The 21,860-nt window shown below is 41.5% G+C and carries 25 protein-coding genes; 2 read left to right on the forward strand and 23 right to left on the reverse strand.

Going from position 1 to position 21,860, the window contains the following annotated elements; translation table 11 throughout:
• Positions 1–114 precede the first annotated feature (114 nt).
• From BQ5796_RS08640 to BQ5796_RS08675, 8 genes are all read right to left on the reverse strand, one after another.
• A complete protein-coding gene (locus BQ5796_RS08640) occupies positions 115–1,494 on the reverse strand; it encodes a sigma-54 interaction domain-containing protein (RefSeq protein WP_097677989.1) in 1,380 nt (459 codons plus the stop codon).
• Positions 1,495–1,531: 37 nt separating this feature from the next.
• Complete coding sequence (gene ablB / locus BQ5796_RS08645) at positions 1,532–2,413, reverse strand: putative beta-lysine N-acetyltransferase (protein ID WP_346190286.1); 882 nt, start codon at positions 2,411–2,413, stop codon at positions 1,532–1,534.
• Positions 2,414–2,482: 69 nt separating this feature from the next.
• On the reverse strand, positions 2,483–3,751 hold the full coding sequence (locus BQ5796_RS08650; RefSeq protein ID WP_071459866.1) for a peptidase: 1,269 nt from the start codon (positions 3,749–3,751) through the stop codon (positions 2,483–2,485).
• Positions 3,752–3,778: 27 nt separating this feature from the next.
• Positions 3,779–4,438 (reverse strand): 3-oxoacid CoA-transferase subunit B, encoded by a 660-nt coding sequence (locus BQ5796_RS08655; RefSeq protein WP_071459867.1) that lies wholly within the window; start codon positions 4,436–4,438, stop codon positions 3,779–3,781.
• Entirely contained in the window at positions 4,423–5,115 is a 693-nt protein-coding gene (locus BQ5796_RS08660) for a CoA transferase subunit A (RefSeq protein ID WP_071459868.1), read from the reverse strand. The genes BQ5796_RS08655 and BQ5796_RS08660 overlap by 16 nt, the downstream gene beginning before the upstream one ends.
• Positions 5,116–5,122: 7 nt before the next feature.
• Positions 5,123–6,472, reverse strand: coding sequence for an aspartate aminotransferase family protein (locus BQ5796_RS08665; RefSeq protein WP_071459869.1), 1,350 nt, complete (start codon positions 6,470–6,472; stop codon positions 5,123–5,125).
• A 131-nt stretch (positions 6,473–6,603) separates the two neighbouring features.
• The gene (locus BQ5796_RS08670) at positions 6,604–7,584 is read right to left on the reverse strand and encodes a S66 peptidase family protein (protein WP_071459870.1); all 981 of its coding nucleotides are present in this window, start codon (positions 7,582–7,584) and stop codon (positions 6,604–6,606) included.
• 113 nt (positions 7,585–7,697) lie between these two features.
• The gene (locus BQ5796_RS08675; protein ID WP_071459871.1) at positions 7,698–9,164 is read right to left on the reverse strand and encodes an NAD(P)/FAD-dependent oxidoreductase; all 1,467 of its coding nucleotides are present in this window, start codon (positions 9,162–9,164) and stop codon (positions 7,698–7,700) included.
• 210 nt (positions 9,165–9,374) lie between these two features.
• Between BQ5796_RS08675 and BQ5796_RS08680 the strand changes: the two genes are divergently transcribed.
• The gene (locus tag BQ5796_RS08680) at positions 9,375–10,481 is read left to right on the forward strand and encodes an SGNH/GDSL hydrolase family protein (RefSeq protein ID WP_071459872.1); all 1,107 of its coding nucleotides are present in this window, start codon (positions 9,375–9,377) and stop codon (positions 10,479–10,481) included.
• Between the two features lie 41 nt (positions 10,482–10,522).
• On the forward strand, positions 10,523–11,113 hold the full coding sequence (locus BQ5796_RS08685; RefSeq protein WP_071459873.1) for a DUF502 domain-containing protein: 591 nt from the start codon (positions 10,523–10,525) through the stop codon (positions 11,111–11,113).
• 38 nt (positions 11,114–11,151) lie between these two features.
• On the opposite strand, the gene BQ5796_RS08690 is transcribed toward BQ5796_RS08685, so the two are convergent.
• From BQ5796_RS08690 to BQ5796_RS08760, 15 genes are all read right to left on the reverse strand, one after another.
• The gene (locus BQ5796_RS08690; RefSeq protein WP_071459874.1) at positions 11,152–11,652 is read right to left on the reverse strand and encodes a PTS sugar transporter subunit IIA; all 501 of its coding nucleotides are present in this window, start codon (positions 11,650–11,652) and stop codon (positions 11,152–11,154) included.
• 5 nt (positions 11,653–11,657) lie between these two features.
• Positions 11,658–12,104 (reverse strand): peptide-methionine (R)-S-oxide reductase MsrB, encoded by a 447-nt coding sequence (gene msrB / locus BQ5796_RS08695; RefSeq protein WP_071459875.1) that lies wholly within the window; start codon positions 12,102–12,104, stop codon positions 11,658–11,660.
• Entirely contained in the window at positions 12,097–12,585 is a 489-nt protein-coding gene (msrA, locus tag BQ5796_RS08700; protein ID WP_071461221.1) for a peptide-methionine (S)-S-oxide reductase MsrA, read from the reverse strand. Before msrA ends, msrB begins: the two co-directional genes overlap by 8 nt.
• A 161-nt stretch (positions 12,586–12,746) precedes the next feature.
• Positions 12,747–13,328, reverse strand: a complete 582-nt coding sequence (locus tag BQ5796_RS08705) for a YpmS family protein (protein WP_071459876.1) — start codon at positions 13,326–13,328, stop codon at positions 12,747–12,749.
• A gap of 90 nt (positions 13,329–13,418) precedes the next feature.
• Positions 13,419–13,994 carry an SCO family protein gene (locus BQ5796_RS08710; RefSeq protein WP_071459877.1) on the reverse strand — a complete coding sequence of 192 codons (576 nt, stop codon included), beginning with the start codon at positions 13,992–13,994 and terminating at the stop codon, positions 13,419–13,421.
• Positions 13,995–14,036: 42 nt separating this feature from the next.
• Positions 14,037–14,879, reverse strand: coding sequence for a DegV family protein (locus BQ5796_RS08715; RefSeq protein WP_071461222.1), 843 nt, complete (start codon positions 14,877–14,879; stop codon positions 14,037–14,039).
• Positions 14,880–14,980: 101 nt separating this feature from the next.
• Positions 14,981–15,232: a DUF2535 family protein gene (locus BQ5796_RS08720; RefSeq protein WP_071461223.1), complete on the reverse strand. Its 252-nt coding sequence runs from the start codon at positions 15,230–15,232 to the stop codon at positions 14,981–14,983.
• Positions 15,233–15,333: 101 nt separating this feature from the next.
• Entirely contained in the window at positions 15,334–16,335 is a 1,002-nt protein-coding gene (gene hypE, locus BQ5796_RS08725; protein ID WP_071459878.1) for a hydrogenase expression/formation protein HypE, read from the reverse strand.
• Positions 16,335–17,447, reverse strand: coding sequence for a hydrogenase formation protein HypD (gene hypD, locus BQ5796_RS08730; RefSeq protein ID WP_071459879.1), 1,113 nt, complete (start codon positions 17,445–17,447; stop codon positions 16,335–16,337). The genes hypE and hypD overlap by 1 nt, the downstream gene beginning before the upstream one ends.
• On the reverse strand, positions 17,413–17,655 hold the full coding sequence (locus tag BQ5796_RS08735; protein WP_071459880.1) for a HypC/HybG/HupF family hydrogenase formation chaperone: 243 nt from the start codon (positions 17,653–17,655) through the stop codon (positions 17,413–17,415). The genes hypD and BQ5796_RS08735 overlap by 35 nt, the downstream gene beginning before the upstream one ends.
• Positions 17,646–19,943 carry a carbamoyltransferase HypF gene (gene hypF, locus BQ5796_RS08740; protein WP_071459881.1) on the reverse strand — a complete coding sequence of 766 codons (2,298 nt, stop codon included), beginning with the start codon at positions 19,941–19,943 and terminating at the stop codon, positions 17,646–17,648. The genes BQ5796_RS08735 and hypF overlap by 10 nt, the downstream gene beginning before the upstream one ends.
• Positions 19,928–20,587 (reverse strand): hydrogenase nickel incorporation protein HypB, encoded by a 660-nt coding sequence (gene hypB, locus BQ5796_RS08745; protein WP_071459882.1) that lies wholly within the window; start codon positions 20,585–20,587, stop codon positions 19,928–19,930. Before hypB ends, hypF begins: the two co-directional genes overlap by 16 nt.
• Entirely contained in the window at positions 20,587–20,943 is a 357-nt protein-coding gene (locus tag BQ5796_RS08750; protein ID WP_071459883.1) for a hydrogenase maturation nickel metallochaperone HypA/HybF, read from the reverse strand. The genes hypB and BQ5796_RS08750 overlap by 1 nt, the downstream gene beginning before the upstream one ends.
• Entirely contained in the window at positions 20,936–21,382 is a 447-nt protein-coding gene (locus BQ5796_RS08755; RefSeq protein WP_071459884.1) for a Rieske (2Fe-2S) protein, read from the reverse strand. The genes BQ5796_RS08750 and BQ5796_RS08755 overlap by 8 nt, the downstream gene beginning before the upstream one ends.
• Positions 21,369–21,860: a HyaD/HybD family hydrogenase maturation endopeptidase gene (locus BQ5796_RS08760; protein WP_234969326.1), complete on the reverse strand. Its 492-nt coding sequence runs from the start codon at positions 21,858–21,860 to the stop codon at positions 21,369–21,371. The genes BQ5796_RS08755 and BQ5796_RS08760 overlap by 14 nt, the downstream gene beginning before the upstream one ends.

Consider the following 21,860-nt stretch of genomic DNA (forward strand, 5'->3'; position numbering starts at 1 on the left):
AAACAACTTGCAAGAACCGTGCCAACGTGTTAAACAGCCGAAAATGTACTTTTATCCCCTTGCAGTTCATTAATAAGTGAAAAATTTTTCAAAAAATGCCGAATAATTGGCAGGCTATTGTTTCTTTAGTTTATATTGAAGAGTTTGTCTTGGTATCTGGAGTAGTTCAGCGGCTTTTTTCATATTTCCTTTGCTCTTTTCCATCGCCTCCAGGATTAACTGCTGTTCAACTTGTTTAAGGTTATCCCTCAATGACAAACCTGGTTTGATTTTTCCACGAGAGCGGTCATTCCCTTTCAGAAATGGCGGGAGATGTACACTAGACAAAGTAGGACCTTCGCATACATTCATCATATACTCAATGGTGTGCTTCAATTCCCTGACATTCCCTGGCCATTTATGTGCATAAAATGCGGATTGTACCGAACCGTCTAATTCCAAAACATTCATCCTAAGCTTGCGGTTAAAAGAATCAATGAAGGCTTCGGCTAAAAATAAAATATCCTCCCTTCTATTTCTGAGTGGAATCAATTCAAAGGAAAGTACATTCAGCCGGTAAAAAATATCCTCACGTATTTTTTTCTCTTCTAGCGCTTTTCTTGGATGCACATTCAAAGCTGCAATAATTCGTACATCAACTGTTTTGACAGAGGTGGCACCAACCCGCCTAACGGAACCGTCTTCGAGCACCCTTAACAGCTTTGCTTGGAGTTCTGCTGGCATAGCATGAAGTTCATCAAGAAAAAGCGTTCCACCGTCTGCGAGTTCAAACAGACCCGGCCTGTCAACAGCGCCCGTATAACTGCCTTTGCATGTACCAAATAAGATACTCTCAAGCAGTGACTCAGGGATAGCCGCACAATTCTGCGCTACCAGAGGGCTTTCATATCTTAAAGATGCATTATGGATTGCATGAACGAAAAGCTCTTTCCCTGTTCCGCTTTCTCCGTATATAAGTACTGGGGAAGAGGATTTTGCAAGCTTTTCCGCTCTCTTTTTCGTTTCGATAAAATCCATGTTTTTTGTTAGCAAGTCTTCAAAAGTATATTTTCCTTTTGCATGTGCTTTTTTACTGACGGGATTCCCTATGCTATTCTTTAGATCAACGAGCTGCTCAGAAAGCTGTTTGAGGCGGGAATAATCTTTGGCAATCTCTACTGCCCCTATTAATTTGTCTCCCATATGAAGTGGCAGGGTCGAATTTACCGTTTCAATTTTTTTGCCATACAAATTTAAAAAATTCTGTGATTTATTGTAAATAGGCTGCTTTGTTTTCAATACTGTCAACAGAGTACTCGTTTTTTCACTTAAGGAGGGAAAGGCGCGAAGCAACGGCTTTCCCAGTACTTCCTTCACTTTAAGCCCATCATGAAGGGCGGCCACTTTGTTATAATAAATCGTGATTCCTTTTGTATCCACAACATGAATCGCTTCATCGACGCTTCCTAAAATAGCTTCCAACACTTCAACGGAAATCTTTTCAGCAATTTCCACTCGTTTCACCTGCCTAATAAACTATATGCAGGGATGCCTAAAAGTTGTCAGTTGTTTGCCGAATATTTGGCACTACCGATAAATCTTTGACCCACATGTTCATGTTCTCAATTTTATCGTAAATATAGCAGTTGTTTAGCATCCTCCCCCGATAACGATAGCCAAGTTGGTGGAGGGCTGCATTCATTCCGAATGACAGGGCCCGAGCCATGGAATAAGTACAATATATACCCATCCCCTTGAGACGATCTTCCAATTTTACTAAAAGGAATTTCATCAGTCCGTATTTCCTGTGTTCCTGAAGAGTTGCACAGTCTGTCAGTTCCGCGTTCCGGTAGATTGCGTCTATTTCTGCGGATGCTGCACTGATAACCTTGCCATGATGGCGGAAACCGTAATAGACTGTACCTTCTCTCATCGTTTTTCTGATATATTCAGGATCATTCAGATTGGTAGGATAAATTTCAAACACCTGTCCATAAAGGTTTGCCAACTCGGTTGCATCATTTTCAACTAATCTAACTATGTTATACTCCGGAGGGGGAGAAATTTGTGGAACCCCGCTGTCTAGCTCCGAAACCTTTGATAAGATTTCATCCTCAGTAACCCAGTAAGCGTTGATTTTCCTTCCTGCAGTGTAAAACTTGGAGAAAAACAGGCAGTCTGACCCATGAAAAAAACCATCTATCATCGCTTCAAATCGAAAACCTTGTTCAATAAGAGCGATGTAATGCTCTTTGCGAGCTTTAAAAATCAATTTTTCCGCTACATGTTCTCTTGCGATTTTTTCCATTTCCTCTACTATCCCATTTATATTACCGTAATAATCTTCCACTCGGATTCTATTATTATACTGATCAACACAAACTGTCACAAAGTAATCCTTTTTTTCTATACGATAAGTCTTGCTTTCCATCATTCGTATTCCCCCTTTTTAAAAAAAGACCAGCCGTATTCGACAGGTCCTTCCTCATAGTAAAAAAATGGTTTACTGCACGATTTCGCACCAATCTAGCAAAGCAAGCGCAAGAATTTCTGCTGTTTCAAACACCCTTGCGATTTCAATATGTTCATTTGCTTCATGCGCAAGGCTCGTTGTTCCCGGCCCAAACACCAAAACAGGGGTTTTCCCAATCTTATCAAGGAACCCGCCGTCTGTTGCCCATGGAGAAGCCTCGATTTTTGGTTTTTCTCGCATCACTTTTACAAAACTATTATAAGCAGTTCTTACCAACTCATGTTCTGCTTCAATACTCCCAGGGAGCCATCTGGCACCGAACCATTCCACTTCAGGTGGGTGTTCCAAAAACCATTCATCCGTTTTGGCCAGATCCGCCATTGCTCCTTCTAATTCCAACATGGCATTTTCCATGGTTTCCTCTGGTGCCACCCCCAATCTTCCTTCAATAATCGCAAGATCCGGAACGGAAGAAGGCCATTCTCCACTACTTATTTTTCCAATATTGATTGGAATAGGAATGGGTATATCAGAAAAAAGCGGATCGGCAATTTTTTCATTACGCGTCTTTTCAAGCTCCTTCAATTTTTCAATTGCAACCATTGCTTTATCAATAGCGCTAATCCCCTCGTACCGAGTTCCTCCATGCGCTTGCAATCCCTTCACCTTTAATCTGAACCACACAGAACCTTGCTGTTTGGGAAAAAATTTCATGTTAGTAGGTTCGGGAATAATTGCTGCATCCGCCTGATATCCCCGTAAAATGGCGGCAAGCGTCCCTGTACCCCCGCTTTCTTCCTCAATGACACTTTGGAAAATAATATCTCCCTTAAGTGTGATCCCTGTTTTTACAATAGCCTCGATGGCAATCAAAAGAGCTGCGGTCCCTCCTTTCATATCTGTTGAACCACGTCCGTACAGCTTCCCGTCCAACACCAGACCGCTGAATGGATCATTCTCCCATGAACCTTCATCCCCCACTGGAACAACGTCAATATGCCCGTTTAAAATAATGGACCGTCCGCCACCTCTCCCTTTGAGAAGGCCGACAACATTAGGATTTCCTGTGAATTCCTTTCGGTCAGAACAAAACGCAGGATGGGAGCGCAGTTTATCATCGCCAATCTCCCATATATCTAGCTCCATTCCTAATTCTCGGCATTTTTCAATAATGATGGCCTGCGCTCCGCTTTCCTCGCCTCTCACACTTCCTTGCTGAACAAGCCTTTGTAAAAACCGAATTCCGGTTTCTTTATTACAACGAATATATTCTCTTAAAGTATTTTCTTGTTTTTTCAAGCGTGTTCTCCTTTCCAACTCCTATTTTTATAACCCTTTACACTCTTTGCTGGTGACAAAGCAGCATCCAGTGCTGTTCCTTATATCATCTAGTGAAAATGGAGGAAATACCTCTGTTAAGAGCAACTCATTCTCCATTAGCGAAAAAACGGCCCTATCAGTAATAACCATATTGACACATCCTGCAGCTGTGATCGGCAAGGAGCATTTCTCTAAAATCTTTGGGTTTCCGTCCCTGTCTATGTGGTTCATAAGAACAATCAGTTTCTTCGCTTTTCCTGCTAATTCCATTGCTCCACCCATTCCTGGAACTTTTTTTCCAGGAATGATCCAATTGGCAAGATCGCCGCTTCGACTTACTTGAAGCGAGCCTAAAATAGACAGATCAATCAAACCTTTTCTAATCATCCCAAAGGCTAAAGCGCTGTCAAAATAAGAAGTGCCCGGTACAGTTTCAACAGGAAACCCGCCCGCATTGCATAGATTTTCATCTTCCATCCCTTTTGGTGGCGTTCCTCCCATTCCGACAATTCCATTTTCAGCCTGAAACATAACCCTTATTCCTGGTTCAAGATGGTCTGGAACGAGCGAAGGAATACCTATTCCAAGATTAACTACCATCCCTTCGGTAATCTCAGCTGCAGCTCTCTTTGCCATCCTTTGCCTCGCTTCTATTGCCATGCCCATTTCCAATTCACCCCAATCGAAGGAACAATATAATTAACGAATACACCTGGCGTCACAACCTCTTCAGGGTCCAAGTCACCAAGCGGAACGATTTCTTCTGCCTCTGCAATCGTTACTTCTCCTGCGGCGGCCACAAGCGGATTTGTATTCCTAGCACTCTTATCGAACACAAGGTTGCCGAACGGATCTGCCTTCTTTGCATACACAATGGAAACATCCGCTGTCAGAGCAGGCTCCACAAGGTACTCCCGCCCATTTAGCTCCATTCTTTCTTTTCCTTCCGCAACAATTGCATTGTGCAGACCGACATCTGTAAGAATCGCACCAAGCCCCATTCCTCCTGCCCTAATCCGCTCGGCTAAAGTACCTTGTGGGGAAAACTCCACTTCAAGGAGGCCTTGATTCATCAACTTTCCTGCAACAGGGTTTGAACCAATATGCGAAGCAACCAGCTTTCTTACAAATCCACGGCTAACGACTTTCCCAATTCCTATCTCAGGAAAACCAGCATCATTGCCTATTAATGTGAGATTGTTTACATTTGAGGCTAACAGGGAATCAACCAACCCCGGTGGAGTCCCTACTCCACCAAAACCCCCGTACATTAACGTCATGCCGTTACGGAAGAAATCAATTACCTTCTCTCTTTTAATTAATTTCCCGAAAGGATTATCCACCTCTCGTTCACCCCCTTACTAAACTTTTGATTTCCAAGTCTACATCCTTCATTACCTTGCGGAACAGCTCGATAACTTCATCTAACTCTTCCCTCTTCACCGTCAATGGCGGTGCAATGATAACTGCATCTCCGCTTGAACCGTCCATCCCGGCTCCAGCTGGATAAACAAGTAAGCCGTAATCTCGCGCTTTCTTCACAATGAAAGCCGTTATATTTAGGCTCTTTGAGAAAGACTTTTTGGAAGCAGAATCCTCAACAAACTCTAAACCTATCAACAAACCTTTTCCGCGCACATCACCAATGAAGGGAAATTCTACTTTCATTACAAGCAGCTTATCTTTCAAGTACTTCCCTTTTGCATCCACATCTTCTACAATTTTCTTTTGCTCCAAATATGTTAATACAGCGAGAGATGCTGCACATGATTGGGGGTTGGCACTTAAAGTGTGTCCGCTCATAATTGATTTTGACCCTTGAAGAATAGGCTCCATTACCTTTTCACTGACAAGTGCAGCGGCAATTGGGGCATATCCCGCTCCCATCCCTTTTCCAACGGCCATAATATCTGGAATCACTCCCCAATGCTCGATTCCAAACATTTTTCCTGTCCGTCCGAAGCCAGTCATTACTTCGTCCGCAATAAAAAGTATATTATGGTGCTCACAAATCTCCTTAATTTCTTCATAATAGCCTTCTGGAGGAGTCAACGAGCCACCTGCAGCTCCAACAAGCGGCTCAGCAATAAAAGCAGCAATGTGTTCTGCGCCAATCCTTCTGATTACCATATCCAGTTCTTTTGCACATTTATTTCCACAACTTCCAGAATCCAGCCCCATAGGACAACGATAGCAATACGGTGGAGGCACATCAGGGAAATCCTGCAGCAGTGAAGTGAATCTTGCACGGCGAGATGGGTGGCCAGACATCGATAGCGCTCCCATTGTAATGCCGTGATAGCTTACCCATCTTGAAAGAATTCGATTTTTGGTTGGCATTCCTTTTTCTTGCCAATACTGGATGGCGATTTTCATGCTTGTTTCCGTAGCTTCAGAGCCACTGTTGACAAAAAAGCTCCAATTCAAGTCTCCTGGTGCCAAATGGGCAATTTTTTTTGCAAGCTTCTCTGCAGGGGCACTTGAGAACTGCGCCCTGTACACAAAAGATACTTTTTCTGCTTGAGCTTGCATGGCAGCAGCAATCTCCTCCACCCCATGTCCAATGTTGGCAGTTACCGCACCTGATGCAGCATCTAAATAGCGTTTTCCAGATGAATCAAATAAATAAACACCTTTTCCATAGACAGCAATTGGATACTCTTCATCAAGCTGTGGCTTAATTAAATATGTCCGTTCCATCTGTTCTCACATCTCTTTCTCTGAAAAGTTCAGAAAATCTTTTGATTATAATTGATTGTATGTTGGGCCTGGACAAATCTTTCGTGGTAAATAGAAAAAAGCACCCATAATCGGGTGCTTTCACTGTCAATTTACTCTTCATGATAAACGGTAATATCCATATTCCCATCCATAGTATTTATGCTGGCTTTACACCCTATTGGAATGGTGGCAATTGGATTCACGTGTCCAAAGTTCACATGAGCGATGACCGGTACCCCTGTCAATTCCTCTTTAGAAGAAATGATTTTTCTTAATGCCTCCTCCGTGACCCCTGAGTCTTTCTGGAATCTACCAATAAGGACCCCTTGAATACCATCTGCATTAGGAAGGTGTAGAAGCGACTGTAAATCACGATCAAAAGTGCGCAAATGCGATTCTTCATCATCTTCAATAAATAGTATCGAGTTCTTTAGTGAAGGCATATATTCTGTTCCTTGCAAAAGGTTTATCGAGGACAGATTACCGCCAATTAATCTCCCTTCAGCCTTCCCTTGTTGAATAGTGAGAAATCCTCTATTCTCATGAAAAGTTCGGTTCTCCTGGTCGAGGTACCACGCATCTTCTGACCAAGATTCTGATGGTTCTATATCGTAAGAAGCATCATTCGTTACTGCTTCCAAAAACGAATCTAGCGAGTATTGAAATCCATGCTTCATACCGAAACTGGAGAAAAATGGTCCAGAATAGGTGACAAGTCCTGTCTTGTGAAATAGGGATAACTGTAGTGCAGTAATATCACTATATCCGCAAACTATTTTCGGATTTTTCTCAATTAGGCTATAGTCAATTTTCTTTAATAACTGATTCGAGTTGTATCCTCCAAGTGCCGCCAAGATACATTTTACTTTGGGATCAGCAAAAGCATCATGCAAATCCGCAAGCCTGTCTTCTACTGATGTACTGAAAAACTCATCATGACCGCTCGTATGTTTTCCATATGTCACCTTGAAACCGAATCGTTCAAGCCTATTCTGCGCAAGTTCCAATTGGGCTTTTTTAAGGACAGCCATTGAAGTGGCTGGTGCAATCACTCTAATTTCATCACCAGGCTGTAATCTATCTGGAATCATAATTACCCCTCCATATATTCACTCAATAAAGTTTATTTTATCAAACAGGAGAGGAGTCCACACTGTTTTTTCAAAAGAAAAAGCCCGCTCAAATGAACGGACCTTGGAACATATTATGCAAAGACAGGCTCCGATTTATTTCCTGTCTGAAGTTTTTCAATAATGTCAGTTGCAATCCAGACTCCGCATGCACTTGCTTGAGCTAGTCCTCTAGTGATTCCTGCGCCGTCTCCTCCAACATAAAGACCAGTGATTTCCGTTTCGAATTTATCGTTAAGCTTCGGTCTTGCAGAATAAAACTTCGCTTCCACACCATAGAAAAGCGTATGCTCCGATGCCAATCCAGGAGTTACAAAGTTGAGCGCTTCTGTCATCTCAATAAGACTTTTCATTGTATTATATGGCAGCACAAGTCCAAGGTCCCCCGGAACAGCCTCCTTCAACGTCGGTTCAAGAAAGCCCTCTTTAATTCTCTTTGATGTCGATCTGCGGCCTTTTAGAATATCGCCATACTTTTGAACAATTAAGCCTCCACTTGAAAGGCTATTAGCAAGGCGGGACACTTCATGTGCGAATTCATTAGGCTTATCGAAAGGCTCTGAGAAAGTATGTGATACTAAGAGTGCAAAATTAGTGTTTGGGCTGCCAAGATCAGGATCTTTATACGCATGACCGTTCGCAAGCATAATTCCTGAATGATTCTCAACCACAACATGGCCGGAAGGATTGCTGCAGAAAGTTCTAACCTTTGTTCCGACAGAAGTGTTATAAACAAACTTTCCTTCATAGAGATTCTCGTTAATTTCTTCCATCACTACATTAGAAGTCTCCACCCGGACACCGATGTCAACCTGGTTATTGATCATTTTCAAACGTCTGGATTTCAACAGCCCTGTAAGCCATTTAGAGCCGTCACGCCCAGGTGTGATGACCACCTTTTCAGCTGTAAATTCCTCCCCGGATTTGAGCTTGATGCCACGAGCGATATAGCTGCCGTTATGCTTATCCGTTATTAAGTCATCAACTTCCGCTTTGAATTTCATTTCAATTTTTGTCAGTAAATATTCATAGATGCTTTTTAGTATTGCTAGGTTCTGTTCTGTACCTAAATGTCGGACCTGTGCCCGCAGGAGCTTTAGTCCCGCAGCATAACCCCTTCGTTCAATATCCCGTACTTTATCTGTAAGCGGATCGGTGATGCTCTCAGTTGCGCCGTGATCTAAGTTTATCATGTCCACATATTTAATCAGCTCGACTACTTTTGATTCAGGTAGATATTCAGTCATCCAGCCGCCAAATTCACTTGTTATATTAAACTTCCCATCAGAATACGCCCCAGCACCCCCAAAGCCATTCGTAATGGAACAAGCCGGAAGACATCCTGCAAAACCTTTTTTACCAGCAGGAGGAGGACATTTTTCAATTTTTTTCTGAAGGATAGGGCAATTTCTCGAATAAATATCGTGACCTTTATCAATCAGAAGCACTTTTGCTTCTGGCAGCTTTAACGTAAGTTCATAGCAGGTAAATATTCCAGCCGGTCCAGCGCCGACAACTATTACATCATAATTTGTTTTCATGCTATATCACCGCTTATCAGTTATTTTTCTTAACCAAAGCTAAATATAGCAAATACAATAGTGATGGTCAACCTAAAAGCGAACTATTTATATCAATGTCAATTAAAATGTTCGTTATTTGTCCTATTAAAGAAAGTTGTTATTGCTTTGGCCATATAGGGTAAATTTAAATAGGAATGCAGAAATCTAAGTTATAAGGATGATTATTTAATGCGTAAAAACTTGTTTATTACAGGCACGGTTGGAATAATTGCATTGGCAATATATTTTCTTGAGACAGCAACTTCCTCTGGGACAGGTAAAGCCAATACTGTATACGAAAAACTCTCCAATGGACGAAATATTCATTACTTGGTAATTGGAGATAGTATTGGCAGAGGTTCCGGAGCTGAAGCAATTGAAGATCGCTGGTACAGCCAATTGGAAGTCCTTCTTAAGGATAAAATGGGAGTGCAGGCGAAACGACAGTCGATTGTCCAAAGTGGAGCAACCGCCTTTGAAGGAATATACCGTTTCCAAACTTCTTCAAGGCTTCGTCCACCTGATGTCATTTTTATCTTTTTTGGAGAGAACGATCGCAAATACATGGATGCTCACGAGTTTTCGTATTTTTATGATAAGCTGTTAAGGGATGCAAAGACAAGATTCCCTGACGCAGAAATCATCACCATTACAGAAAGCCCCTTAAAACAGGATGATTTTGCACGACAAATCCAGCGAATTTCTTATCATTACGGAGCCAAAAATATCGATATGCGAAAGGTTTTTCGTGAAACCGGTATGCTTACAGAGAAGTTGACAGCTGATACTGTTCATCCAAATGGTACCGGCTATCAGCTTTATGCCAACGAAATATTCAATATCCTGTTAAAAAACAGCAAAAACAAGCCAAATATCGCCCAGCTTAAAAATAGCCTTTATGCAAATTCCGAATTTACATTAAAGACGGTCGGCAGAGCCAAAAAAATGGAGGGATTTATAAATGAGGAAGATTTTTACACCAGTAGCACACCCGGGGATTATATTCAATTCCACTTTGATGGTCCCATGCTGGGAGTAAAGCTAACAAGAAAGGAAAACGGCGGAATGGTGAAAGTATACATTGATGGAAAATACATTCGAACCATCTCCACATGGTGGCCTTTTCCAAGGGAAAGAAACCTGTACGTAGCCAGCGGACTTGAAGAAGGAAAACATACAGTAAAATTCGAAGTGATCAATCAAAAATCCTCCCATAATTCGTCAGACCAAGGGAACATTCAGATTTCTTCTATCTTATGTGCAGAAAAGAAAAAAAGATTGAATAATCCTTTATAACAATGTATCTTTACAGACATAACCATACAAGGGAGAAAAAAATGAAAAAGCTTTTTAAAAATTTTCTTAACGGGATACTGACCATCGTTCCCATCATTCTAGTTATCTTTGTCTGTTACAAGACCTTTATGTTCCTGGACGGGTTGCTCGGAAGTTTCCTTGAACCGTTTATGAAGAATGATTATATTCCAGGGTTTGGACTATTGCTCACTCTTATCCTCATCACCCTTCTTGGCTGGCTGTCAACGCGTTTCATCACCGGAACTATTGTCAGGATAACAGACAGGATCCTTGACAGAATCCCTATTGTGAAAACTATTTACTCCGTCATCAAAGATACTCTTCGTTCCTTTCTTGGAGAGAAAAAATCTTTTTCCATCGTGGTGCTTGTCACAATACCAGCTACAGGAATGAAAAGTATGGGTTTTATTACAGCAGACGATTTAGCAGCTTTCTATAGTCCGTTGGAGGATTATGCGGCCGTTTACATTCCCCAGACATTCCAAGTAGCAGGATTTACTTTCTTTGTGCGGAAAGACGAACTTGAAGTACTGAACGTGAAACCTGAGGATGCTATGAAGTTCATTTTGTCAGGCGGTATGACGGCGAAGAAAACATCAAATACATTATGATTGAAAAAAGGTACAGGTTCTCAGCCTGTACCTTTCCATTATTTTAAATGAACTTTCATAAAGGCAGTGGTGCCTTTTTCTGTTTTCCCTGTTTCTATTTTTTCTACTGATAAAACAGCATCGCTGTTCGTAATAATAACAGGTGTAACCGTGCTTTTCGCCTTGTCTCGAATCATCTGTAAATCGAAGCTCATAAGGAGATCACCAGCCTTGATAGCATCACCCTCCTTAACATGCGCCTCAAATCCCGCACCTTTTAAGCCGACAGTCTCGAGTCCGATATGCAGGAGAATTTCCACTCCAGTTTCCGACCTGATTCCGATCGCATGCTTTGTCGGGAAAATTTGAATCACCTCACCATCAACGGGTGAAACTGCCATACCCTCTGTTGGGTCAATGGCAAGCCCGTCTCCCATCATCTTCTCGGAAAATACGGGATCTGGTACATCTTCCAGTTTTACCATGCTCCCTGTTAACGGCGCGAGTAACGTAACAAACTTCCCGTGTTGTTCTTTCTTTCCAAAAAATTTCTTGAACAATTTGCTCATCCTTTCACTTTACCTAAATTATCAAACATTGGCAAATAAGCACCAAAACCCTCTTCTTCTAATTTTTCCTTTGGTACGAACCGCAGTGCTGCAGAATTAATGCAATACCTTAATCCTTCCATGCCTGGCCCATCATCGAAAACATGGCCCAAGTGGGAGTCAGCAGTTGAGCTGCGAACCTCCGTTCTGACCATTCCGTGAGAATAGTCCACTTTTTCAAGAATTTCCAAAGAATCAATTGGCTTTGTAAAACTTGGCCAACCGCAACCTGCATCATATTTATCAAGGGAGCTGAACAATGGTTTCCCTGAAACGACATCGACGTAAATTCCATCTCGGGATTCGTTCCAATATTTATTTTGAAACGGCGGTTCCGTTCTGTTATTTTGGGTTACTTCATACTCCATTGGTGAAAGCTTTTTCTTTAATTCTTCCTTATTCATGCCGATCCCCCCAATGCTTCCGAATGTAAGCTGCACGTCCCGAACCTTCTTGATAAGCACTATATCTTAGAGGATTTTTCTTATAATAATCCTGGTGATATTCTTCTGCTGGATAAAATGTTGTTGCTGGCAAAATTTCAGTTACAATCGCCTTATTGAAAATGCCACTTTCATCAAGCTCTTGCTTGTATTGTTCAGCAATTTTTTTCTGATTCTCATTGTGATAATAAACAGCTTGTTTATATGACTCGCCTCTATCGTAGAATTGACCTCCTGCATCGGTTGGATCTATTTGCCTCCAGAATAGCTTTACGAGTTCGCTATATGGAAAAACTTCATGATCGAAAGTGATTTTCACTGCTTCAGTATGACCTGTTATACCGCTGCATACTTCCTCATATGTCGGATTCTTTGTATGACCTCCGGTATAGCCAGAAACAACGCTTATGATACCGGGAGTCTCCACGAAGGGCTTTACCATGCACCAAAAGCAACCTCCCGCAAATGTCGCCTCTTCAATATTAGAATGTTTCAAGCTCTCCACCTACTTTCACAGTTCTTACTTTCTATTCCCTATTGTAACCAAATTCATTCTAGGAAAACAAAGAATTATGGCGCATTCAACTCACACTAATGAAATAGTTATTTTTTAGCAGGCAGAAGCAATGTAAACGCAATATTATCTTCCTTCAAGTCAAATTTCTCCGCCCTTATGCCGGCACCTCTTTTTAATTCTATTTCCTTAAGCGACACATAAATTGTTTCTTCGTCAGGTTGGATATGTACGAACTTCGGCAGCTGACCATTACGATGAAGCAATCTCAACATGTAGGATACAGGCAAATGAAGATTGCCAACAGATAAGGATTTTTGTCTCAATACAATATCTCCATTATCCATTGTGCTAGGCTCAAAGGTCGCTTTTATTCTTGCTCGTTCCTTAAACAGTGGAATAGTCCCATAAAACTCTACATCTTCGTTGAGATTGACCTGGTAATCAACAGACCCTTTTTCGGATTCTTCCGCGAGATAATGGCTAATCACCCGGTTCAAATCATCTTTATTTGTCCTAACATGAAGTTTGACCGTATCAGATTTTCCGTTGCCACTTCGAGAAATTTCTTTTCCATCTTCCACTGGTGCCAATATCATTGTGACGAGAATTCCTGCTCCAATCACCAAAGCACCTAGCAAAGCAAAAAATGCTAGTTTCCATTTATTCATTAGCTATCTCTCCTCTTTCGCCTCGTGACTTGAATTTTCACCGTGCATTAGGATGATTCTTTCAGGTAAAAAAAGAGCCCGTTCGGGCCCTTAATCTAGTGATTTGATATCTTTGAGGATATCATCAAACGGGACTTCCTTTGAACCGGAATAGGATTTCATAATCTTTCCTTCCTGGTCAACAAGGAAAAAATAGGACTGGTGAACTACTTGGTCCCCGGTCTCCGGTTTCTTTACAAGTGTCTTAAAGTTATCCATCGCGAATGTTTCAATTTCCTCCTGAGAATATCCTGTGAGAAAGCTCCAGTTTTTTGTATCAACATGGAATTTCTCACTGTAATCTTTCAATATCTTAGGATTATCAACAGTTGGATCAACGCTAAAAGATACAAACTCGACATTCTTTAATTTCTCTTCTTTTACCATATCTTGAAGCTTCAGCATATTTGCCGTCATTGGAGGACAAATTGTATCGCAACTCGTAAAGATAAAATCCGCCACCCATATTTTTCCTTTCAGGTCCTTCAGACCGAAAGGCTTGTCTTCCTGATTTGTAAATGTAAAGTCCTTAATTTCATAGTTTAATGGATTTTCAATCCCTTTATCTCCGCATCCCGCGATGAAAATAAGGATCATTAATGGTAAAGCAAGCCACTTGGCTCTCAAATTATCACCCGCTATCATTCTCTTTAAAGATCAAATTTAACCTTACTCAAAATAATACATGAACCCAATTGCCCCTGTGCCTGTATGAGTGCTTATAATAGGTGTAGTCACTTCCATATCGACCTTGGTATAGCCTGTCAATTCCTTGATTGCCTCTTTTAACTTTGTTGCAAGTTCCATCCCCTCTGCATGTGTCAATCCAATACCCTTAACGACCTTCCCTTTAACATCCTCAGCAAACTGCTTGGACAAATATTTAACGACTTGAGAATGACTTCTGGCTTTAGAAACAGGCGTATACTCTCCTCCTTCTAAGGAAGCAATAGGCTTAATATTCAAGAGCGATCCAATCATTGCCTTTCCTTTTCCGATTCTTCCACCCTTCAAAAGGTTTTCAAGGGTGTCTACAACAACGAAAAGCCTTGTTTGTTCCCTTACTACATCGATCCTTGCAATAATTTCTTCCATATTCATTTCTTGTGAGGCCATCACTGCAGCTTCTTCAACTTGAAAGGCAAGTCCTTTTGAGATGAACATGGAATCCACTACCGTTACATTTGCCTTAGACATCTCTGCAGCACTTTGTGCAGAACGGACAGTGCCGCTCATGCCTCCAGTCATATGAATAGAAAGAACTTCATACCCATCCTCACCAAGTTCATCAAACACTTTAAGGAATTCTCCAACTGAAGGCTGTGAGCTTTTTGGAAGTTCAGGTGACTTCTTCATTTCATCAAGGAATTCCTCGGGTGAGATGTCTACTCTATCCAAGTAATGCTTTCCATCAATTATAATGGAAAGAGGTACGATACGAATATCATACCGGCTGATCATATCTTCAGCCAGATCTGCTGTTGAATCTGTTACTATTTTTATTTTACCCATATCAAAAAACACTTCCCTTGCCATTATACATGATATTGCGGCTAATATGAAAAACATAAGCACGAATAGAAAAAAGGGCACCATTTTCCGGTGCCCTTCCGTCAAGCGTTGTTCTTCAGTTCACCAGAAGTAAACAATCTTTCATACTCCGGCCACTTCATTGTTCGTTTAAGGTAATCTCTGAAAGAGTGTACACTTCCCAATTTCCTGTCTCGATATAGAATGGTTATAAACGTTTGCAAACGGACCTGAATCATGAAAAAATGTGGGCTATCTTCCTGCAGGACAGGAATATCAATGACTTTTACCTTCTGTCCAATAAAATTTTTGAACTCCAGGCTTTTGAATAACAAAATATCATCCTCTTTATACCCGTTTGTTTCTATTATAACCGATAATTCACATAAAAAGTATTTCCATTCAATAAATACTCTAATAATTAACGAAAAAATTTTTAGCATATTCTTGGAAGCATGCTTCCGGAAAGCCTTGAAAGAAGTCGCTTTGACCCAATTGGAGTTTCTAAGAGCAGCCTGCCTTTTTCCAAACTAGAAACTGTACCGATTACAACGGCTTCCTTTCCTTCAGGGTAACCATTCATAATGCTAAGTGCTTTATCCACTTGATCCTCCGCTACGATAATAATAGCTTTTCCTTCGTTTGCAACATAAAGCGGATCAAAACCAATTAGCTCACACATACCATCTATTTCTTCTCTAACTGGAATACTTGACTCCTTTATTGTAATGGTAATAGAAAAGTCCTCCGTTATCTCTACGAGCGTTGTTGCCAAACCTCCCCTTGTCGGGTCCCTCATAATCCTTACATCTTCGACATCTTTCACGATTTTCATTAGCATGCTGTTCAGCGAAGCGCAATCACTTTCAACCGGTACGGTAATCCCGAGCTCTCCACGTGCTCCGAGAATAGCCATTCCATGGTCCCCAATTGTTCCGGAAATAATGACCGCATCTCCAGTCTTAAAGGCAAGATTAGGCTTTTTCTCGTCTTCATAGACCCCAATACCCGTCGTATTGATGTAAACACCATCAGCACTTCCACGCTCAACAACCTTTGTATCTCCTGCAACAATTGCGACTCCTGCTTTCTTTGCTTCTAGTGCCATATCTGCTACTATCCTTTTTAAGTCCGATAGCCTGTATCCTTCCTCAATGACAAAACCGCAAGCGAGATAAAGCGGTCGAGCTCCGCTTACGGCCAAATCGTTCACTGTTCCAGCAACAGCGAGTTTGCCGATGCTGCCCCCAGGAAAGAATATTGGCTTAATGACAAATGAATCTGTTGTAACGGCAATTTCATTTCCTGGCAATGTAAGTGAGGCGGCATCAAACATTGCCTTATCTCTGTGACCAAAAGCCTTAATAAACACATTCTTGATTAATTGGTGGCTGAGCTCACCGCCGTCACCATGAGCTAGACTAATTCTTTGTTCCATCAGTCAATCTCCCTTAAGTATTGGTAATAAGCAGAACAGCTTCCTTCGGCAGAAACCATGCAAGGACCAATAGGATTTGTCGGTTTACAAGCTTTTCCGAAAAGAGCGCACCCTGTCGGGCGAATGAAACCTCTAATTACTTCGCCGCATCTGCATTTTGTTTTCTTTGGTTCCCCTGGATTCACATGATGACGTATTTTGGCATTATACTGATTATATTCCTGACGCAAGTCTAGACCGCTCTCTGGAATAGTTCCAATTCCTCGCCATGCTTCGTCAGATACAGAAAAATACTCTTCCATCAACTTCTTTGCTACAGCATTTCCTTGTTTTTTCACAACAGCTCGATGATCATTCACGATTAAAGGCTGTTTAACTAAGACCATTTCCAAAAGCTTATGAATTCCGCTGAGCATTTCTGCTGGTTCGAAACCAGAGATAACGCCGCCTATCTTGTATTCTTGAGGCAGAAAACCGTAAGCTTCTTCTCCAAGGATAATAGAGACATGTCCTGGGAGAAGAAATCCATCAAGTATCACATCACCAGCATTGAGAAGGGTACGCAATATTGGTTCCACGAGCTTCGTTGACATCCAAATGGAAAAATTATCGATACTCCTAGCCTTCGCATCTTTTATTAGAAGAGCCAATATAGGAATCGTTGTTTCGAAACCGATTCCTAGGAAAATAATATCTTTATCAGGATTTTTTTCCGCAATGTCTATTGCATCAACGGGAGAGTATACAACTCTAATGTCTTTTCCTCTTATTTTCGCATCCATCAGTGACTGCCTTGATCCGGGAACTTTCATCATATCACCGAAGGTACAGATAATCCGTCCATCCCCTTCTGCAAGTTCGATCATACAGTCAATGGAATGCTGATCCGTCACACAAACCGGACATCCTGGACCGGAAATTAAGTTAACATCTTCTATTATCGCTTGCTTGATTCCTGATCTTGCGAGTGACATCGTATGTGAACCGCATACTTCCATGAATGCAGGCTTTCGGCCATATACTGTTTGAAATTTTTGAGCTAACTCCTTGACTGCGATTAGCAAGGGTTTTAAAATATCAGGATTTGAGGATTGTTTCAGGACTTCTAGCATTTGTGAATTTCCTCCATTCCTCAACACTTTCTCTTGCGTACGTTTTGTCAATAATGCTCATAGCCTGTCCAGCATGGACAATCACATAATCCCCTTCTGCAACATCCGGAACAAAAATAGTTCCTACGGTGGTCTTTGAACCCATGACATCTACAACAGCAGAGAACTCTTGCTTCTCGATAACTTTTGCGGGTACACCTACACACATTGAATATTCCTCCTTCTTGTTGCAGCAACAATTAACTGGCCGAATGATAGTCCTCCATCGTTGCATGGGATACCTCGATGAACGTATACGCGAAATCCAGCATTCTCTAGCACTTCCTTTAATCTTCCTGATAACCACCGATTTTGGAAGCTTCCGCCTGATAGAACTATTTGTTTTGCTCTGTCGGGATATCTTTCAAACAGAACGATCATAGCCTTTTCTATGCTTACAACAAGCGTCTCATGAAATTTTCTGCTGATAAAAGATTTATCGCTGCCGGATAATACATCTACACTGATTTCCTTTAACATCCTGGCAAAATTAAAAACTATTTGACCTTCCACATATTCAAAGTCAAAAGGATAGACAGAATGTTCGTGGTCTTTACAGCAGCAAAGTTCTGAAAGCATGATTGCAGCTTCCCCTTCATAGGAAGATTCTTCGATAAGGCCGCATATTGAACTAACTGCATCAAAAAGTCTGCCGCAGCTTCCAGCTTCCACAGTATTCATACCTTTTTCTACCATATTGCTAATAACAGCAATTTCTTCTTCTATGGTTGGAAAGACCTGCTTTGCAATTTCAGCTCCTTCATGGCCCAATAAGCTAATAAGCATCGCTGAAGCATTTTTCCATGGGGATCGTATTGCTCTATCACCACCTGGTAAAGGGGTGTATTTTAAGTGAGCTTCCCTTGAGAAATTGCCAGTATCGCCATACAAAATTTCAAATCCCCAAATTTTCCCGTCTGCACCATAACCAGTTCCATCGAGAATAATGCCGTAAGCTTCTCCAGATAATCCATTATCCGCCATGCATGCAGCCATATGGGCATGATGATGCTGAACTTCAACAAAATCTTTAAACGGGAAAGACTTAGCATTTTCCCTGGAATGGTAGCCTGGATGTGCGTCAAGCACCGCAGTATGAAACGGAGTATCGATCCATGATAATAAATGATGGAGCTCTCTTTCAAAATGCTGTATCGTTTCGACATTGTCCAAATCCCCAATATGCGGCCCAATAAATATTTGCTGGTTTCGGCCGATCGTAAAGGTTGACTTCTGTTGCCCTCCGAACGCGATAATCCCATTAACATCATCATGAGAGGAGATTGGATCAGGGACATATCCTCTCGATCTCCTGATGATTTCTGGTCCCATTACAGAAATCTGCATAACCGAATCATCGAGAGGATGTAAAATAGGCCTATTATGAATGAGAACATAGTCTGCAATTCCTTCCAGATACTTCAACGCATCTTTATCCCGGTAAACAAGTGGAAGGCCAGAGGCATTTCCGCTTGTCATCACAAGGTTTTCTAGCTTCATGCTATCAAATAACATATGGTGCAAAGGAGTATATGGAAGCATCGCTCCAATTGTTACCATTCCAGGGGATATGAGATTAGAGAGAGAAGAAGGTAACTTTTTTTCGAGTATAACAATGGGAGCTTCCGGACTTTCCAGCAAGCGTTTCTCCGTTTCGTTAATCAACGCGAAGTTTTGTATACTTCCGAGACTCGCACTCATTACAGCAAAAGGCTTATTAGGTCGTTTCTTGCGCAATCTTAATCTTTCTACTGCGTTATCATTTTCTGCGTTACAGGATAGATGATAGCCGCCCAACCCTTTTATTGCTACAATTTTCCCTGCCTCGAGTGCTGTTGAAGCAGATTGAATTGGGTTATCGGTTTTAATTTCACTCCCGGATGAATCATATAATTTCACTTGCGGACCGCATTTATGGCATGCTATTGGCTGAGCATGGTGTCTCCTATCAACAGGGCTATTATATTCTCCTTCACATGCTTTGCACATTTGAAAGTCATCCATGGAAGTGTAAGGTCTGTCATAAGGGAGCTCGCTAATAATGGTATACCTCGGTCCACATTGTGTACAGTTAATAAAAGGGTATTGGTATCTTCGATCTTCGGGATTCCTCATTTCATCTAAACATTCTTGGCAAATCGCTGAATCGATTGGAATGATTAACTGGGATGCCCCTGTTCTTTCACTTGGAATGATAAGGAAATCATCCATACCGATAAAAATAGCATCCTCACTTTTTACTTCTTTCACTTTTGATAACCTTGGAGCATTTACAAGGATGCTATTCGTAAAATCGAAAAGCGTTTCTTCACTACCTTCTGCATGTATGTTAACACCGTCCATATTATTTTGGACTGTTCCTTTAATCCCAAAGGCTTTGGCCATTTTATAAACAAATGGTCTGAACCCTACCCCTTGGACGCGGCCAATTACTTTGACATTTAATGCTTTTTGCATGATTTCAAGGCTGCCTCAATCCAAGAGAACCACCCATCCAGCCCTTCTTTCGTCCTTGCAGAAAGTTGTATTAAGCTGGACTCTGGATTAATGCCCATTAAGTCAGCAATCGCCTCGTCCACATTGAAATCCAAATATGGCAGAAGATCTATTTTATTGAGAAGAACCAGTTCTGTCCTCAAAAACATAGTCGGGTATTTCGGAATTTTATCATTGCCTTCCGGAACGCTCAACACCACCACTTTATGCTGTTGCCCTAAGTCATATCCTGAGGGACATACAAGGTTCCCGACATTCTCAATGAACAAAATGTCTGTTTCCTCCAGATCAAATTCAGGAAGTGTTGCTGCAACCATTCTTGCATCAAGATGGCAGCCTCCATGTGTGTTAATTTGAACAGCTTGGGCTCCCATCGCACGAATTCTGTCCGCATCCCTGTCGGTTGCCAAGTCGCCTTCGATTACTGCGATTCTATATTTATCAGACAATGAGCGCACTGTTTCTTCCAAAAGTGTTGTCTTGCCCGCTCCTGGCGAACTCATTAAATTAATCACGAGCGTGTGTGTATTTTGGAAGATCTCTCGGTTGTATTCGGCTGCCTTATTATTATTAGTCAGTACATCGGTGCGCAAAGTTACCTTCATTATTGCTGTCTCCCCTCGTACGATAAAATTTGAAACGTTTCGCCTGATACCATTTTTCCGGAAGGCATGCTGCAGTCTGGGCAAAAGGCGAGTTTCTGATCCGGGATATATTCTTTTCCACATAAGATACACTCTGCTTTCGCTTCTTCCCGATGGATAACTAGTCTGGCGCCTTTTTCAAAAAAGTGCAGATTTTGTTCCTTAAATATTTCAAACGCCATTTCGAGAGCGTCAGGAAGCGCATTGCTGATATCTCCGACAATGAGCTCAACTTTTTGGATCTTTTCGATACCTTTTCCTGCCGCATCCTCCTGGATAATCTGGAGAATATCTCCCATCAAAGCCATTTCATGCATGGTCATCATTCCTGTTTTTAGTTCTGTTCCAGAAGGAGATTTGAAGATACCCTTCCTGCAAACGAATAGGATATTCCGTTATTTCCAACTTACCGCTTCCTTGCAAAAAATCAGTATCTTTTTCGCATTGGACACATTTTCCTGTTGCATATAGTGTTGAGATCATAAGAATTTGCGAACATGAAGGACATATCCCACTGAATGCCCTCACATTCTTCTCTGAACGAATGATAATGATAGGAAATCCATTAAAGAATTTCAGCTCGATTCCCTCATTTACTTCGCTTTCCCTACAAACCGTCTTCCACTCAACCCCTAATATTCTATCTGTTGCTATCTCTAGCTTATTTGTATCTTCTTCAAGGAACGGCTCATAAATAAATTTTGCTGTCTTAAGCAGACTTATTTGCATTTCTTTTAGAAAATTAAGCCTGTTCATAATAGCCGTTTCGCCATTTTTCCACCTGGAAGACAATAACATCAATTAGTTTCGGAAGACTTTTTTGGTTCGTTTCCGACAACTTTACACCAAGTTCCAAAGAGGTTGGCTGCATGCCATGCATGACGATATGTTGGGGGTATTTCTCTCTTAACTTAGCGGCAAGCAGCACTTCTTGAAAACCTAATTGATGGATAGACATTTTGATGCCGTAATAAGCAGGAATTTCATCGCCATATAGTGACACTATTGTTCCTCCTTCTTTTCCGGCATTGATGGCATCAATGACAATCAAACTTTCCGCATCTTCTATTGGGCCTAGGAGCTTCATTCCATCCGTAGCGCCTTCCATAATTTCAACAGTCGGATCATCACGGAAAAGGTGTTCAAGGATTGGCAGTGCATGCACGCCAATCCCCTCATCTTGAAAAATACTGTTTCCAATACCTAGAATGGTAATTCTTTTGCTCTCACTCAT

This window comes from Bacillus massilinigeriensis (genome assembly GCF_900111815.1).
GTDB classification, from domain to species: domain Bacteria; phylum Bacillota; class Bacilli; order Bacillales; family Cytobacillaceae; genus Mesobacillus_C; species Mesobacillus_C mediterraneensis.